12 protein-coding genes and 1 pseudogene are annotated in these 15,832 nt (G+C 44.8%); all 13 read left to right on the top strand.

Going from position 1 to position 15,832, the window contains the following annotated elements; translation table 11 throughout:
* A pseudogene (locus AB4238_RS10405) lies at nucleotides 1–77 on the top strand (elongation factor Tu); the annotation flags it as partial.
* A gap of 291 nt (nucleotides 78–368) precedes the next feature.
* Entirely contained in the window at nucleotides 369–740 is a 372-nt protein-coding gene (gene secE, locus AB4238_RS10400) for a preprotein translocase subunit SecE (protein WP_020912126.1), read from the top strand.
* A 9-nt stretch (nucleotides 741–749) separates the two neighbouring features.
* On the top strand, nucleotides 750–1,301 hold the full coding sequence (gene nusG, locus AB4238_RS10395; RefSeq protein WP_020912127.1) for a transcription termination/antitermination protein NusG: 552 nt from the start codon (nucleotides 750–752) through the stop codon (nucleotides 1,299–1,301).
* Between the two features lie 126 nt (nucleotides 1,302–1,427).
* Entirely contained in the window at nucleotides 1,428–1,856 is a 429-nt protein-coding gene (rplK, locus tag AB4238_RS10390; protein WP_020912128.1) for a 50S ribosomal protein L11, read from the top strand.
* Between the two features lie 4 nt (nucleotides 1,857–1,860).
* Nucleotides 1,861–2,562 (top strand): 50S ribosomal protein L1, encoded by a 702-nt coding sequence (gene rplA, locus AB4238_RS10385; protein WP_248976464.1) that lies wholly within the window; start codon nucleotides 1,861–1,863, stop codon nucleotides 2,560–2,562.
* A 270-nt stretch (nucleotides 2,563–2,832) separates the two neighbouring features.
* Complete coding sequence (gene rplJ, locus AB4238_RS10380) at nucleotides 2,833–3,330, top strand: 50S ribosomal protein L10 (RefSeq protein WP_371994985.1); 498 nt, start codon at nucleotides 2,833–2,835, stop codon at nucleotides 3,328–3,330.
* 56 nt (nucleotides 3,331–3,386) lie between these two features.
* The gene (gene rplL / locus AB4238_RS10375) at nucleotides 3,387–3,752 is read left to right on the top strand and encodes a 50S ribosomal protein L7/L12 (RefSeq protein ID WP_220739638.1); all 366 of its coding nucleotides are present in this window, start codon (nucleotides 3,387–3,389) and stop codon (nucleotides 3,750–3,752) included.
* Between the two features lie 240 nt (nucleotides 3,753–3,992).
* Nucleotides 3,993–8,024, top strand: coding sequence for a DNA-directed RNA polymerase subunit beta (rpoB, locus tag AB4238_RS10370; RefSeq protein WP_372033393.1), 4,032 nt, complete (start codon nucleotides 3,993–3,995; stop codon nucleotides 8,022–8,024).
* A gap of 84 nt (nucleotides 8,025–8,108) precedes the next feature.
* Nucleotides 8,109–12,323: a DNA-directed RNA polymerase subunit beta' gene (rpoC, locus tag AB4238_RS10365; protein ID WP_020912133.1), complete on the top strand. Its 4,215-nt coding sequence runs from the start codon at nucleotides 8,109–8,111 to the stop codon at nucleotides 12,321–12,323.
* Between the two features lie 189 nt (nucleotides 12,324–12,512).
* Nucleotides 12,513–12,887, top strand: coding sequence for a 30S ribosomal protein S12 (gene rpsL, locus AB4238_RS10360; protein ID WP_012327264.1), 375 nt, complete (start codon nucleotides 12,513–12,515; stop codon nucleotides 12,885–12,887).
* A gap of 81 nt (nucleotides 12,888–12,968) precedes the next feature.
* Nucleotides 12,969–13,439 carry a 30S ribosomal protein S7 gene (rpsG, locus tag AB4238_RS10355; RefSeq protein WP_020912134.1) on the top strand — a complete coding sequence of 157 codons (471 nt, stop codon included), beginning with the start codon at nucleotides 12,969–12,971 and terminating at the stop codon, nucleotides 13,437–13,439.
* Nucleotides 13,440–13,514: 75 nt separating this feature from the next.
* Nucleotides 13,515–15,611 (top strand): elongation factor G, encoded by a 2,097-nt coding sequence (gene fusA, locus AB4238_RS10350; protein ID WP_372033392.1) that lies wholly within the window; start codon nucleotides 13,515–13,517, stop codon nucleotides 15,609–15,611.
* Nucleotides 15,612–15,696: 85 nt separating this feature from the next.
* On the top strand, nucleotides 15,697–15,832 hold a 136-nt coding region (locus AB4238_RS10345), incomplete at its 3' end, for a GTP-binding protein (protein ID WP_372033394.1).

Here is a 15,832-nt window from a genome sequence, read left to right as displayed (position 1 = left end):
ACGAAGGTTTACGCTTCGCAATCCGTGAAGGTGGACGTACAGTTGGTGCTGGTGTTGTTGCAGAGATCGTTGCTTAATAGCGACTAATCTTAACGCAATACTGAAAAAGGCAGCTTAGGCTGCCTTTTTTGATTTTAATCGAAAGCTAATACTGATTTTGTTCACTAAGCTTAGCTTTGTATTCTTGCCAATTACGCGGAATAAGAATACAATCTATGGCCGATTTTTGACTCGCTGGATATACTTTTTTAGTGAGTGTGTTGAGCAGTCGTCAGTTTAGACTTGAGTCTGGCTGATTTTTTTACTGAGCAAAGTGCTATTTTATAGTATGTATAACCTCAGAACGTAGTGAGTAACGGAATTAACCGATGACAACAAATACTGAAAGCCAGGGTAACTCTCTGGATATCGTAAAGTGGGGCCTAGTCGTAATCTTCTTGGCTGCTGCTATTATTGGCAATCATTATTTCGCTGAAGCAAGTGTTGTTGCGCGCGCTTTCGGTGTTGTAATCGCCTTTGCTATTGCTGGTCTTATTGCGTCGCAAACAGAAAAAGGCAAGCAAGCATTAACGTTTGCTCGTGAAGCACAGATTGAAGTTCGTAAAGTGGTATGGCCTACGCGCCAAGAAGCACTCAATACAACTTTTATTGTATTAGCTGCTACAGCCGTTTTAGGATTAATCCTATGGGGTCTAGACGCAGTATTGCTTAGAATTGTTAATTTTATTACAGGCGTATAGGCATCTCGAATGACTGAAGCAACTGAAGCTAAAAAAAGATGGTATGTAGTACAAGCGTTTTCAGGCTATGAAGGCCGCGTTTGTAAATCTTTGAATGAACATATCAAAATGCACAGCATGGAAGATTACTTCGGTGAGGTTTTAGTACCTACTGAGGAAGTTGTTGAAATGCGTGCGGGCCAACGTCGTAAGAGCGAACGCAAATTCTTCCCTGGCTATGTATTAGTCCAGATGGAGATGAATGACGAAAGCTGGCACTTAGTGAAAAGTATCCCTCGTGTAATGGGTTTCATTGGTGGCACATCAGATCGTCCAGCCCCTATTTCAGATAAAGAAGCTGATGCTATTCTTCAGCGTCTTCAAGACACTACTGAGTCTCCAACGCATCGCGTTATGTTTGAAGCTGGTGAAGTTGTTCGTGTTACTGACGGACCTTTTGCTGACTTCAACGGTACTGTTGAAGAAGTTGATTATGAGAAAAACCGCGTTAAGGTTTCTGTGATGATCTTCGGTCGCTCAACACCAGTAGAACTTGATTTTAGCCAGATTGAAAAAAGCTGATTAAATAAAGCGCAAATACTGATTGGAAATGGGTGCGAATTTATATATAATTCGCACCCATATTTTTCGGGGAGCTGTTCAACATAGTGTTGATGGCGTTTGAACCCAAACTTGAGGAAATGTCTCATGGCAAAGAAAGTTGATGGTTACATCAAACTACAAGTAGCAGCCGGTGCTGCAAACCCGTCGCCACCAGTTGGCCCAGCATTGGGTCAGAAAGGTGTTAACATCATGGAATTCTGTAAAGCATTCAACGCTCGTACTGAAAAGTTCGACAAAGGTATGCCAATTCCTGTAGTTATCACTGTTTACACTGATCGCTCTTTCACTTTTGAAACTAAGACGCCACCTGCATCTTTCCTACTGCTTAAAGCAGCTGGTCTGAAGTCTGGTTCTGGCCGTCCTAACACTGACAAAGTGGGAACTATCAAGCGTAGCGCTGTCCAGGAAATTGCTGAGACTAAAGCCGCTGATATGACTGGTGCTGATATGGACGCTATGATGCGCTCTATTGAAGGTACTGCGCGTTCAATGGGTTTGGTAGTAGAGGACTAATATAATGGCAAAGCTAACTAAACGCGCTCGTTTGATCCGCGAAAAAGTTGAAGTGACTAAGAACTACGACATCAATGAAGCCGTAGCACTACTAAAAGAACTAGCAACAGCTAAGTTCGTTGAAAGTGTTGACGTTGCTGTAAACCTTGGTGTTGATCCACGTAAATCTGACCAAAACGTTCGTGGCGCAACAGTGCTACCACACGGTACTGGTCGTGAAGTACGTGTAGCTGTATTCACTCAAGGCGCTAACGCTGAAGCTGCTACTGCAGCTGGTGCTGAGCTAGTCGGTATGGACGAGCTTGCTGCACAAGTTAAAGCTGGCGAAATGAACTTTGACGTAGTTATCGCATCTCCAGATGCTATGCGCGTTGTTGGTCAGTTAGGTCAAATCTTAGGCCCACGTGGTCTAATGCCTAACCCTAAAACTGGTACAGTAACGCCAAACGTTGCTGAAGCAGTTAAGAACGCTAAAGCGGGTCAAGTTCGTTACCGTAACGACAAGAACGGCATCATCCACACTACTATCGGTAAAGTGGATTTTGAAACTGCTCAACTTAAAGAAAACTTAGAAGCTCTACTTGCTGCTCTTAAAAAAGCCAAGCCAGCTGCTGCTAAAGGTGTTTTCCTTAAGAAAGTAAGCATCTCTACCACTATGGGTGCAGGTGTTGCGGTTGACCAGAGTACTCTGGAAGACGCTAAGTAAATTTACAAAGCTCGCGCATTAGTCTATAATGCGCGCACTTTGTAGGGTTGAGGCTATGATTTAATCTTTTAGGTTAAAGATTTGCCTCCGTCCAAGACCGTAGGTGTTGATTCAAGTAATCATCTTAATTTCCTACGTAGACGGTGTCGGACCCCAGATAGATTTTATTCTGCTGGATCTTTTCGCGCCGTAAGTCGCTAAATATCATTAGATGTTTAGCATGGTAATTGCTAGGGAGATTTCCCTAGATAGAATCCAGGAGTAAAGCCAATGGCATTAGGACTCGAAGACAAAAAAGCGATTGTTGCTGAAGTCGCCGAAGCTGCCAAAGGTGCTTTATCTGCAGTTGTTGCCGATTCACGCGGTGTAACTGTAGGTGATATGACCGGTCTTCGTAAAGCAGCTCGTGAAGCTGGTGTATACGTTAAAGTTGTACGTAACACACTAGTAAAACGCGCTGTAGCTGGTACTGATTTTGAGTGCCTAAGCGATACGTTCACTGGTCCTACTTTGATTGCATTCTCTAATGAGCACCCAGGTGCAGCAGCGCGTCTTCTTAAAGATTTCGCCAAGTCACAAGAGATGTTTGAAATCAAAGCAGCAGCCTTTGAAGGGGAATTAATCCCTGCAGATAATATTGATCGTTTAGCAAAACTACCAACATACGAAGAAGCACTAGCTCAGTTCATGATGACTCTAAAAGAAGCATCTGCTGGCAAGTTGGTTCGTACATTGGCCGCTCTACGCGATCAGAAAGAAGCTGCTTAATAATTTTATTAGCCGCTTAATTAAATTGAATTCAGTACAATTAGGAATTTTTTGTTATGTCTATCACTAAAGACCAAATCTTAGAAGCCCTTGCAGAAATGTCTGTAATGGAAGTTGTTGAACTAATCGAAGCAATGGAAGAGAAGTTCGGCGTATCTGCTGCAGCTGCAGTTGTTTCAGGTGGCGGTGACGCTGGCGCTGCTGAAGAGCAAACAGAATTCGACGTAATTCTTACTTCACACGGCGACAACAAAGTTGCAACTATTAAAGCACTTCGCGCTGCTACAGGTCTTGGCCTGAAAGAAGCTAAAGGTATGGCTGAATCTGCTCCAGTAGCAGTTAAAGAAGCTATCACTAAAGAAGAAGCTGAAGCTCTAAAAACTGATCTTGAAGCAGCTGGTGCTGCAGTAGAGATCAAGTAAGTTATACTTTAACTTACTACCACCCGAGTAATCGGGCGGAGGCTGGCGGTTTTTTAACCGTCGGCCTTTTTTGCGCTGTAAGCGTAGGCGATTTTTTTTTCACCGTTTGTCGCCAGATTTTGCAGTTCCTAACAGAGATTACTGGTTGGGTTCTTGCTATCAACGGTGATGGGCAAACGCGCTGTTTCAATCATGACGATTGTTTCAGTCTTGGTCACATCTCGCAATCAGAGGAAACCCATGGTTTACTCCTATTCTGAAAAGAAGCGTATTCGCAAAGACTTCGGTAAACGCCAGAAAGTTCTGGATATCCCTTACCTATTGTCAATCCAGTTGGACTCTTTTAAGAAGTTCACCGATCAAGATCCTACAGGTGAGCGTGGTTTTGAAGCCGCTTTCCGTAGCGTTTTTCCCATCAAGAGCTTTTCTGGTAATTCGGAGCTGCAATACGTCAGCTACAAACTAGGCGAGCCAGTTTTTGATGTGAAAGAGTGTCAAATCCGCGGTATTACATATTCTGCACCACTACGCGTTAAATTGCGTATGGTTCTTTATGACCGTGAAGCTGCACCTGGCACTGTAAAAGACATTAAAGAACAAGAAGTTTATATGGGGGATATCCCTCTTATGACTGACAACGGTACCTTTGTAATTAATGGTACTGAGCGTGTTATCGTATCTCAGCTACACCGTAGCCCGGGCGTATTCTTCGATCATGACCGTGGTAAAACCCACTCTTCAGGTAAGGTGCTGTATAACGCACGTATTATTCCTTACCGTGGTTCTTGGTTAGACTTTGAATTCGATCCTAAAGATGCATTGTTTGTTCGTATTGACCGCCGTCGTAAGCTGGCTGCATCGATCATTCTTCGCGCATTAGATTATTCAACTCAAGATATTCTTGACCTGTTCTTCGATCGCGTAAACTTTAAGATCAAGCAAGATTCACTAGTAATGGATCTAGTTGCTGATCGTCTACGTGGCGAAACTGCAAGTTACGATATTAAAGATGCTGAAGGCACTGTTCTGGTTGAAAAGGGACGTCGTATTACTGCGCGTCATATCCGTCAACTTGAAAAGACTAATACTACTGAACTTGAAGTTCCAGTTGAGTACATAGCTGGTAAGATTTCTGGTCAAGACTACATCGATCCAGATACTGGCGAAGTATTAGTTTCTGCTAACGCAGAAATCGGCCTAGAAGATCTTGCTAAGCTTTCATTGGCAGGTATCAAAGAAGTAAGCACTCTGTATATCAACGAACTTGATAACGGCGCTTACATCTCTGACACGCTACGTATTGATTCTACAACTAACCGCTTAGAAGCGCTTGTTGAAATCTACCGTATGATGCGTCCAGGCGAGCCACCAACCAAAGATGCTGCAGAAGCGTTATTTAATAACCTTTTCTTCAGCGAAGAACGCTACGATCTATCTAAAGTTGGTCGTATGAAGTTCAATCGTCGTCTAAGTATTGATGACGACGAAGGTACGGGTATCCTTTCTAAAGAAGATATCGTTGCCGTGATGAAGAACATCATCGCCATCCGTAATGGTTTAGACGAAGTTGATGATATCGATCACCTTGGTAACCGTCGTATCCGTAGTGTTGGCGAAATGGCTGAAAACCAGTTCCGTGTTGGTTTAGTTCGTGTAGAACGTGCCGTACGTGAGCGTTTAAGCCTAGGTGATCTGAATGAGCTAATGCCTCAGGACTTGATCAACGCTAAGCCAATTTCTGCTGCAGTTAAAGAATTCTTTGGCTCTTCACAGCTTTCGCAATTCATGGATCAAAACAACCCGCTATCAGAAGTGACGCATAAGCGTCGTATTTCTGCACTTGGCCCTGGTGGTTTGACTCGTGAACGTGCTGGTTTTGAGGTTCGAGATGTACACCCGACCCACTACGGTCGTCTTTGTCCAATCGAAACTCCTGAAGGTCCAAACATTGGTTTGATCAACTCGTTGTCAACCTTTGCTCGTACTAACAACTATGGTTTCCTTGAAACACCTTACCGTAAGGTTATTGATGGTGTGGTTACTGATGAGGTCGATTACCTTTCAGCAATCGAAGAAGGTCGCTATGTTATTGCGCAGGCTATCGTTGAGTTAGACGAAAACGGTCGCATGATGGATGAGCTTATTGCTTGTCGTCATAAAGGTGATTCTACCTTTATGGGCGCAGCAGACATCCAATACATGGACGTTTCGCCACAACAGATTATTTCTGTAGCGGCATCGCTAATTCCGTTCCTAGAACACGATGATGCTAACCGTGCATTGATGGGTGCAAACATGCAACGTCAAGCCGTACCTACACTTAAGGCTGATAAGCCACTAGTTGGTACTGGTATTGAGCGTACTCTTGCTGTTGACTCTGGTGTTGTTGTTGCTGCGAAGCGTGGTGGTTACGTTGACTATGTTGACGCAAGCCGCATCGTAGTAAAAGTTGACGAAGCTGAGTTGACTCCAGGCGAAGCTGGTATCGATATCTACAACTTGACTAAATACACTCGTTCTAACCAGAACACATGTATTAACCAACGTCCTTGTTGTAGTGTTGGCGATCCAGTTGTCCGTGGTGACGTACTAGCCGATGGCCCATCTACCGATTTAGGTGATTTGGCTCTTGGTCAGAACATGCGTATCGCGTTCATGCCTTGGAACGGTTACAACTTTGAGGATTCAATCCTTATTTCTGAGCGTGTAGCTCAGGAAGACCGCTTCACGACTATCCACATTCAGGAGCTTTCTTGTATCGCTCGTGATACTAAGTTGGGTAGCGAAGAGATTACTGCTGATATTCCAAACGTTGGTGAGTCTGCGCTTTCTAAGCTAGATGAATCAGGTATCGTTTATATCGGTGCAGAAGTTAAGGGTGGCGACATCCTAGTAGGTAAAGTGACACCTAAGGGTGAAACACAGCTTACTCCAGAGGAAAAGCTTCTCCGTGCAATCTTCGGCGAAAAAGCATCTGACGTTAAAGATAGCTCACTACGTGTACCTAATTCTGTTAAAGGTACTATCATCGACGTACAAGTATTTACTCGTGACGGCGTTGATAAAGATAAGCGTGCTGTTGAAATCGAAGAGATGCATATCGCTCAGGCGAAGAAGGATTTGACTGAAGAGTTCCAAATTCTTGAAGATGGTGTTCTTGGTCGTGCTCGCAACCTATTACTAGGTGCTGGTTTCGATGAAGCCCAACTTGATGCTATTCCACGTTCACAATTGTTGGTTCAAACCATCGATGATGAAGCTAAGCAAACTGAGCTAGAGCAATTAGCTGAGCAAGCGGAAGAGCTAAAAGCCGATTTCGATAAGAAGTTCGAAGTTAAGCGTCGTAAGATCACTCAAGGTGATGATTTAGCACCTGGCGTACTGAAGATTGTTAAGGTTTACCTTGCAGTTAAACGTACAATCCAGCCTGGTGATAAGATGGCGGGTCGTCATGGTAACAAGGGTGTAATCTCTAAGATTTGTCCTGTTGAAGACATGCCTTACGATGAAAAAGGTAACCCAGTGGATATCGTATTGAACCCACTAGGTGTACCGTCACGTATGAACATCGGTCAGGTACTTGAAGTTCATATGGGTGCTGCAGCGAAAGGTATCGGTAATCGTATTACTGAGATGCTTGAAGAGCAGCGCGAATTGGCAGAACTTCGCGGCTACATCAAAGAAGTTTATGAGTTAGGTGACGAAGTGCAACAGCGCGTCGATATCGATTCATTTACTGATGATGAAGTCCTGCGTCTTGCTAAAAACCTTAAAGGCGGTGTACCAACAGCTACACCTGCGTTTGATGGTGCCAAAGAGAAAGAGATCAAGCAGATGCTTGCTCTTGCAGGTCTACCGACTTCAGGACAGCTAACGCTGTGTGATGGTCGTACTGGTAACGAATTTGAGCGTCAAGTAACCGTTGGTTACATGTACATGCTCAAGCTTAACCACTTGGTTGACGATAAGATGCACGCCCGTTCTACCGGTTCGTACAGTCTTGTTACTCAGCAACCATTGGGTGGTAAAGCACAGTTCGGTGGTCAGCGTTTCGGTGAGATGGAAGTATGGGCACTTGAAGCTTACGGTGCTGCATATACCCTTCAGGAAATGCTAACCGTTAAGTCGGATGATGTGAACGGTCGTACTCAGATGTATAAGAACATCGTTGACGGTAATCATCAGATGCAACCAGGTATGCCTGAATCTTTCAACGTATTGTTGAAAGAGATCCGTTCACTCGGTATTAATATCGAGTTGGATCAAAAGTAACACTTGGTTACTGCCTCTATTGGCAAAGAAATTGGTGCTCTGCATTGTGCAGGGCACCCGGTTTAACTCCTTCAGGAGAGAAACGTGAAAGACTTATTAAAGTTTCTGAAACAGCAAAGCAAGACTGAAGAATTTGAAGGTATCAAGATTGGCCTAGCGTCGCCTGACTTGATCCGCTCTTGGTCTTTTGGTGAAGTTAAGAAGCCAGAAACCATTAACTACCGTACATTCAAACCTGAACGTGAAGGTCTGTTCTGTGCGCGTATTTTTGGTCCAGTAAAAGATTACGAATGTTTATGCGGTAAGTATAAGCGTCTTAAACACCGTGGTGTGATCTGTGAAAAGTGTGGCGTTGAAGTTACACAGACTAAAGTACGTCGTGAGCGTATGGGTCACATTGATCTTGCAAGCCCAGTAGCACATATCTGGTTCTTGAAGTCACTACCGTCTCGTATCGGCTTGATGCTAGATATGACTCTTCGTGATATCGAACGTGTTCTTTACTTCGAATCTTTCGTGGTAATCGAGCCTGGCATGACCAGTCTTGAGCGCGGTCAAATGCTAACAGAAGAAAACTATCTGGATGCATTGGAAGAGTACGGTGATGAATTCGAAGCTAAGATGGGTGCTGAAGCAGTTCTAGAATTGCTGCGTGCTATCGAGCTTGAGAAAGAAATTGAAATGATGCGCGAAGAATTGCCATCTATCAATTCTGAGACTCGTCGTAAGAAGATCACTAAGCGTCTTAAGCTTATTGAGGCATTCTTCCAATCAGGTAACAAGCCTGAGTGGATGATCCTTAAAGTGCTGCCGGTTCTGCCACCTGATCTACGTCCTCTAGTACCACTAGATGGCGGACGTTTTGCTACGTCTGATTTGAACGACCTTTACCGTCGTGTCATCAACCGTAACAACCGTCTAAAACGTCTGTTAGACCTAGCTGCTCCAGATATCATCGTACGTAACGAAAAGCGTATGTTGCAAGAATCTGTCGATGCGCTATTGGATAACGGTCGTCGTGGTCGTGCTATTACGGGTTCTAACAAGCGTCCGCTTAAATCTTTGGCCGATATGATCAAAGGTAAGCAAGGTCGTTTCCGTCAGAACTTGCTTGGTAAGCGTGTTGATTACTCTGGTCGTTCGGTTATTACCGTAGGTCCAACGCTTCGCTTACATCAGTGTGGTCTTCCTAAGAAGATGGCACTTGAGCTATTTAAGCCATTCATCTATGGCAAGCTAGAAGGTCGTGGCTTAGCTACAACTATTAAAGCTGCTAAGAAGATGGTTGAGCGCGAAGTACCTGAAGTATGGGATGTTCTAGACGATGTTATTCGTGAACACCCAGTGATGCTTAACCGTGCACCAACACTGCACAGACTAGGTATCCAGGCATTTGAGCCAGTACTGATCGAAGGTAAAGCTATCCAGCTTCATCCATTGGTTTGTGCGGCATACAACGCCGACTTCGATGGTGACCAAATGGCTGTTCACGTGCCGCTAACGCTGGAAGCTCAGCTAGAAGCACGTTCACTTATGATGTCTACCAACAACATTCTTTCACCTGCAAACGGTGAGCCGGTGATTACACCATCTCAGGACGTTGTATTGGGTCTTTACTACACCAGCCGTGAATGTGTAAATGGCAAGGGTGAAGGCATGGCATTTGAATCAGTAGCGGAAGCTGAAAAAGCTTACCGTACTGGTGCTGCCGAATTGCATGCTCGCGTTAAGGTTCGTATTACCGAAACCAAGACTGACGAAGCAGGCGAAAAAGTTAAGACTCGTCGTATCGTAGATACTACCGTTGGTCGCGCTTTATTGTCATTGATCCTGCCAAAAGGCTTATCGTTTGATCTGGTTAACCAGAACATGGGTAAGAAGCAGATCTCTAAGCTATTGAACACTTGTTACCGTCAACTAGGTCTTAAAGATACCGTTATCTTTGCTGACCAATTGATGTACACCGGTTTCCATTTTGCAACTGTGTCAGGTGCCTCTGTTGGTATCAACGACATGGTTATTCCAGATGAGAAATACACGCTAGTTGCTGATGCCGAAGCGGAAGTTCTTGAGATTCAAGAGCAATTCCAATCAGGTCTAGTAACAGCGGGTGAGCGTTACAACAAGGTCATCGATATCTGGGCAAGCGCTAACGAAAAAGTGTCTAAAGCGATGATGGACAACTTGTCTTCTGAAACAGTCATTAACCGTGACGGTGAAGAAGAGAAGCAAGAATCATTCAACAGTATCTACATGATGGCCGACTCGGGCGCTCGTGGTAGTGCGGCACAGATTCGTCAGCTAGCGGGTATGCGTGGTCTGATGGCTAAGCCAGATGGCTCAATTATCGAAACACCAATTACCGCTAACTTCCGTGAAGGTCTAAACGTATCTCAGTACTTTATTTCTACTCACGGTGCGCGTAAAGGTCTTGCGGATACGGCATTGAAGACAGCTAACTCTGGTTACCTGACTCGTCGTCTAGTAGACGTTGCACAAGATTTAGTTGTGATTGAAGAAGACTGTGGCACGTTTGAAGGTCTAACAATGAAACCGCTTATTGAAGGTGGTGATGTTGTTGAGCCGTTGCGTGAACGTGTTCTTGGTCGTGTGGTTGCACAAGACGTATTCAAGCCTGGTACTGAAGAAGTGCTTATCCCACGTAACACTCTGCTTGATGAAGCATGGTGTGACACGGTAGAAGATAACTCTATCGATGAGATGATTGTTCGCTCAGTAATTAGCTGTGATACAGACTTCGGTGTGTGTGCTGCTTGTTATGGTCGTGATTTGGCTCGTGGCCATATCATCAACCAAGGTGAAGCGATTGGTGTTGTAGCTGCTCAGTCTATTGGTGAGCCAGGTACACAGCTTACGATGCGTACCTTCCACATTGGTGGTGCGGCATCTCGAGCGTCAGCTGAGAACAACGTTCAAGTTAAGAACGCGGGTACTCTTAAGCTGCACAATGCTAAGCATGTAACCAACAGCGAAGGTAAACTGGTTATCGTTTCTCGTTCATCTGAACTAGCCATCATCGATGAGTTAGGTCGTGAAAAAGAGCGTTACAAAGTGCCTTACGGTACGGTTCTAGAAAAACTAGAAGACGCACCTGTAGCAGCTGGCGAGATTATCGCTAACTGGGATCCACATACTCACCCGATTATCACAGAAGTGGCGGGTAGTACTAAGTTCGTAGATATGATTGAAGGTGTCACTATGACACGTCAAACAGACGAACTAACGGGTCTTTCATCTATCGTAGTATTAGATGTTGCACAACGTCCAACAGCGGGTAAAGAGATGCGTCCTATGATCCGTCTTGTTGCTGCTGATGGCGGTGACTTGATGATTCCTGGTACTGAAGTACCAGCGCAATACTTCTTGCCAGGCAACGCGATTGTGAACCTTGACGATAACGCACCAATTAACGTTGGTGATGCATTAGCACGTATTCCTCAAGAATCTTCTAAGACTCGCGATATTACCGGTGGTCTGCCGCGCGTTGCTGACTTGTTCGAAGCGCGTAAGCCAAAAGAGCCTGCTATTCTTGCTGAAGTTTCGGGAACTATCTCGTTCGGTAAAGAAACCAAAGGTAAGCGTCGTCTAGTGATTACCCCTGCTGAAGGTGGCGATCATTACGAAGAAATGATTCCTAAGTGGCGTAACCTTAACGTGTTCGAAGGTGAAAAAGTTGAACGCGGTGAAGTTATTGCTGATGGTCCAGAAGCAGCGCACGACATTCTACGTCTACGTGGTATCCACAATGTGGCTAACTACATCGTGAATGAAGTTCAGGATGTTTACCGTCTACAGGGCGTGAAGATCAACGATAAGCACATTGAGGTGATTATTCGCCAGATGCTGCGTAAGTGTGAGATCGCTAACGCTGGTGACAGTGAATTCCTAGCGGGTGAGCAAGCTGAAGTATCACGTGTGAAGATCGCTAACCGCGAACTTGAAGCACAAGGTAAGCAGCCAGCGACATTCGAGCGTGAACTACTTGGTATTACCAAGGCGTCTCTTGCGACTGAATCGTTCATCTCGGCAGCATCGTTCCAGGAGACCACTCGTGTTCTTACTGAAGCAGCTGTTGGCGGTAAGAGCGATAAGCTACGCGGTCTGAAAGAAAACGTAATTGTGGGTCGTTTGATCCCTGCTGGTACAGGTTACTCTTACCACCAGAAGCGTGCCGAAGCTGCTGTTAAACCAGCTGCCGAAGAAGCACCAGCAATTAGCGCGAGCGAAGCTGAGCAGAACCTTGCTGATCTACTAAATCTTGCTGGAAGTTCTGATTAATTCAGTCTGAAAAGTAAATAGATTGTAAAAAAGGCGCCTTTGGCGCCTTTTTTTTACTTTAAATCGGTTAAAAGTTGTCTATTTCTTGACACACACGCCATACACTTCTAAAATTTCGCGTCCCACACCTGTGGGATATAGATTTTTCACACCTTACTGTTGATTAAATCAACTGATTCGGAGCTATACATGGCAACTGTAAACCAGTTGGTACGTAAGCCTCGCGCGCCAAAAGTCGATAAGACTAATGTGCCTGCGTTGAATGCGTGTCCACAAAAACGTGGTGTTTGTACTCGCGTATACACAACCACACCAAAAAAACCTAACTCTGCACTACGTAAAGTAGCTCGTGTGCGTCTTACTAACGGTTTCGAAGTTACTTCGTACATCGGCGGTGAAGGCCACAACCTGCAGGAACATAGTGTAATTCTAATCCGTGGCGGTCGTGTTAAAGACTTACCGGGTGTGCGTTACCACACTGTACGTGGCGCTTTAGATTGTGCTGGCGTAAGCGAACGTCGTCAAGGTCGTTCAAAGTACGGTGCTAAGCGTCCTAAGTCTTAACGTTTTCCGTTAAGTAAGGCCAAGCTAGAGATATATTGAGATTCCAGTTTTGGGGTCCCTGAAGCATACGGAGAAATTGTTATGCCAAGACGTCGCGTTGTAGGACAACGTAAAATCCTACCAGATCCAAAGTTCAACAGTGAGTTGCTGGCTAAGTTCATCAACGTCATTATGCAGGACGGCAAAAAGTCGACTGCAGAAAAAATTATTTACAAGGCACTAGATACTGCGTCTGAAAAGAAAGGCGAAGATCATTTAGTAATCCTTGAAGCAGCCCTGGACAATGTACGTCCATCAGTCGAGGTTAAATCTCGTCGTGTTGGTGGTTCTACTTACCAGGTACCATGTGAAGTTCGTCCAGTGCGTCGTAACGCACTAGCGATGCGCTGGTTGGTTGAAGCTGCACGTAAGCGTGGTGAAAAATCTATGGCGTTACGTCTAGCCGGTGAAATGCTAGACGCATCAGAAAACAAAGGTACTGCTGTTAAGAAGCGCGAAGACGTGCATCGTATGGCAGAAGCAAACAAAGCGTTTGCTCATTACCGCTGGTAATATCTTGGCGTGGGTTTACACCCACGCCTTACTTGCATTGCTGACACTCAGGTTTTAGCTAAGAGGGTATAAATCGTGGCTCGTACAACTCCAATTGAGCGCTACCGTAACATCGGTATTTGTGCTCATGTTGACGCTGGTAAAACCACCACTACTGAACGTGTTCTATTCTACACCGGTATGTCTCATAAGATCGGTGAAGTGCATGATGGCGCTGCCACTATGGACTGGATGGAGCAGGAGCAGGAGCGTGGTATTACCATCACTTCAGCTGCAACGACTACTTTCTGGCGCGGGATGGAAGCACAATTTACAGAGCATCGTATCAACATTATTGATACTCCTGGTCACGTTGACTTCACTATTGAAGTTGAACGTTCTCTACGAGTACTTGATGGCGCTGTTGTTGTTTTTTGTGGCTCATCAGGGGTAGAACCTCAATCTGAGACTGTTTGGCGTCAGGCTGATAAGTATCACGTGCCTCGTATGGTTTTCGTCAATAAGATGGACCGTGCAGGGGCAGACTTTGATAGCGTCGTCGAGCAGATCCGTAACCGCCTTGGCGCAACTTGTGTACCGATTCAAATGAATATCGGTGCAGAAGAAGAGTTCAAGGGCGTAGTTGATTTGATTAAAATGAAAGCTATTAACTGGTCTGAAGAAGATCAGGGTATGACTTTCAGTTATGAAGACATTCCAGCTGATTTAACCGAAAGAGCTGCAGAAATGCGCGAATATTTGGTTGAAAGTGCTGCTGAAGCGTCTGATGAACTTATGGAAAAGTACCTTGAAGAAGGGGAACTTTCAGAAGAAGAGATTAAATCAGCGTTACGTAAACGTACTTTAAATAATGAAATCGTCCTAGCAACCTGTGGTTCTGCTTTTAAGAACAAAGGTGTGCAAGCAGTACTCGATGCAGTGGTAGACTTTCTGCCATCGCCGGTCGAAGTTCCTGCTATTAAGGGTATCGATGACAGCGAGAATGAGACTGAGCGTCCAGCGGACGACAATGCTCCTTTCGCAGCATTAGCATTTAAAATTGCTACAGACCCATTCGTGGGTACCTTAACCTTCATGCGTGTTTATTCAGGTGTGTTGGAGACCGGTGCTGGCGTTTATAACTCTGTTAAGCAAAAACGTGAACGTATTGGGCGCATGGTGCAAATGCACGCCAATGACCGTCAAGAGATTAAAGAAGTACGCGCTGGCGACATCGCTGCTGCTATTGGTCTTAAAGATGTGACTACTGGCGATACATTGTGCGATAGCGACCATAAAGTAATTCTTGAGCGTATGGAATTTCCAGAGCCAGTAATTACAATCGCCGTTGAACCAAGAACCAAGGCAGACCAAGATAAGATGGGGATCGCGCTACAAAAGTTAGCAGCAGAAGATCCATCGTTCCGTGTTGAAACTGATGAAGAATCAGGTCAAACACTGATATCTGGTATGGGTGAGCTACACTTAGACATTATTGTTGACCGTATGCGTCGAGAATTTGGTGTTGACTGTAATGTAGGTAAACCTCAAGTTGCTTATCGTGAAACTATCCGCAACACTGTGGAAGTTGAAGGCAAGTTTGTTCGTCAATCAGGAGGTCGAGGTCAATTCGGTCACGTCTGGTTGAAGCTAGAGCCTCAAGAAGAAGGTTTTGGCTACGAATTTGTCAGCGAAATTGTTGGTGGTGTGGTTCCAAAGGAATACATCCCAGCTGTAGATAAAGGTATTCAAGAGCAGATGAAGAGTGGCGTTTTAGCTGGCTTCCCTGTTCTCGACGTAAAAGTCACTTTGTATGACGGTTCATATCATGATGTGGACTCGAACGAAATGGCCTTTAAAGTCGCCGGTTCAATGGGCTTTAAAAAGGGTGCGCTTGAAGCAGACCCTGCCTTACTTGAACCTTGCATGAAAGTTGAAGTGACAACACCTGAAGATTATATGGGTGATGTTGTTGGAGACTTGAATCGTCGCCGTGGCCTAATTGAAGGTATGGACGATGGTATTGCAGGTGTAAAACTTGTACATGCAACAGTGCCTTTGTCTGAAATGTTCGGTTATGCAACTGATCTGCGCTCTGCGACTCAAGGGCGTGCTTCATACTCTATGGAGTTTTTGAAGTACTCTGACGCACCGCAAAATGTTACTAAAGCAATAATAGAAGCTAGAGGCTAAACCGTCTCGCTTTTTTATTGATATAATTAATTGCTATTGCTCGGTGAATAACGCCGAGCATTTTCTGAAAAGAAAGGAATATATCGTGGCTAAAGAAAAATTTGAACGTAGTAAACCGCATGTTAACGTTGGTACCATTGGACACGTTGACCATGGTAAAACAACTCTAACTGCTGCTATCTCTGCAGTTTTGACAAAAACTTACGGTGGTGAAGTTAAAG

Source organism: Shewanella sp. 10N.286.45.A1, from assembly GCF_041470405.1.
Classification (GTDB): domain Bacteria; phylum Pseudomonadota; class Gammaproteobacteria; order Enterobacterales; family Shewanellaceae; genus Shewanella.
Note: the sequence above shows the minus strand (reverse complement) of the source record. Positions and strands in the feature narration are given on the sequence as shown.

What these genes read in the sequence shown, in the direction of transcription:
- secE (WP_020912126.1), top strand. Translation starts at nt 369, where the DNA reads ATGACAACAAATACTGAAAGCCAGGGTAACTCTCTGGATATCGTAAAG.
- rplJ (WP_371994985.1), top strand. Translation starts at nt 2,833, where the DNA reads ATGGCATTAGGACTCGAAGACAAAAAAGCGATTGTTGCTGAAGTCGCC.
- rpsL (WP_012327264.1), top strand. Translation starts at nt 12,513, where the DNA reads ATGGCAACTGTAAACCAGTTGGTACGTAAGCCTCGCGCGCCAAAAGTC.
- rplA (WP_248976464.1), top strand. Translation starts at nt 1,861, where the DNA reads ATGGCAAAGCTAACTAAACGCGCTCGTTTGATCCGCGAAAAAGTTGAA.
- rplK (WP_020912128.1), top strand. Translation starts at nt 1,428, where the DNA reads ATGGCAAAGAAAGTTGATGGTTACATCAAACTACAAGTAGCAGCCGGT.
- nusG (WP_020912127.1), top strand. Translation starts at nt 750, where the DNA reads ATGACTGAAGCAACTGAAGCTAAAAAAAGATGGTATGTAGTACAAGCG.
- rplL (WP_220739638.1), top strand. Translation starts at nt 3,387, where the DNA reads ATGTCTATCACTAAAGACCAAATCTTAGAAGCCCTTGCAGAAATGTCT.
- rpoB (WP_372033393.1), top strand. Translation starts at nt 3,993, where the DNA reads ATGGTTTACTCCTATTCTGAAAAGAAGCGTATTCGCAAAGACTTCGGT.
- rpsG (WP_020912134.1), top strand. Translation starts at nt 12,969, where the DNA reads ATGCCAAGACGTCGCGTTGTAGGACAACGTAAAATCCTACCAGATCCA.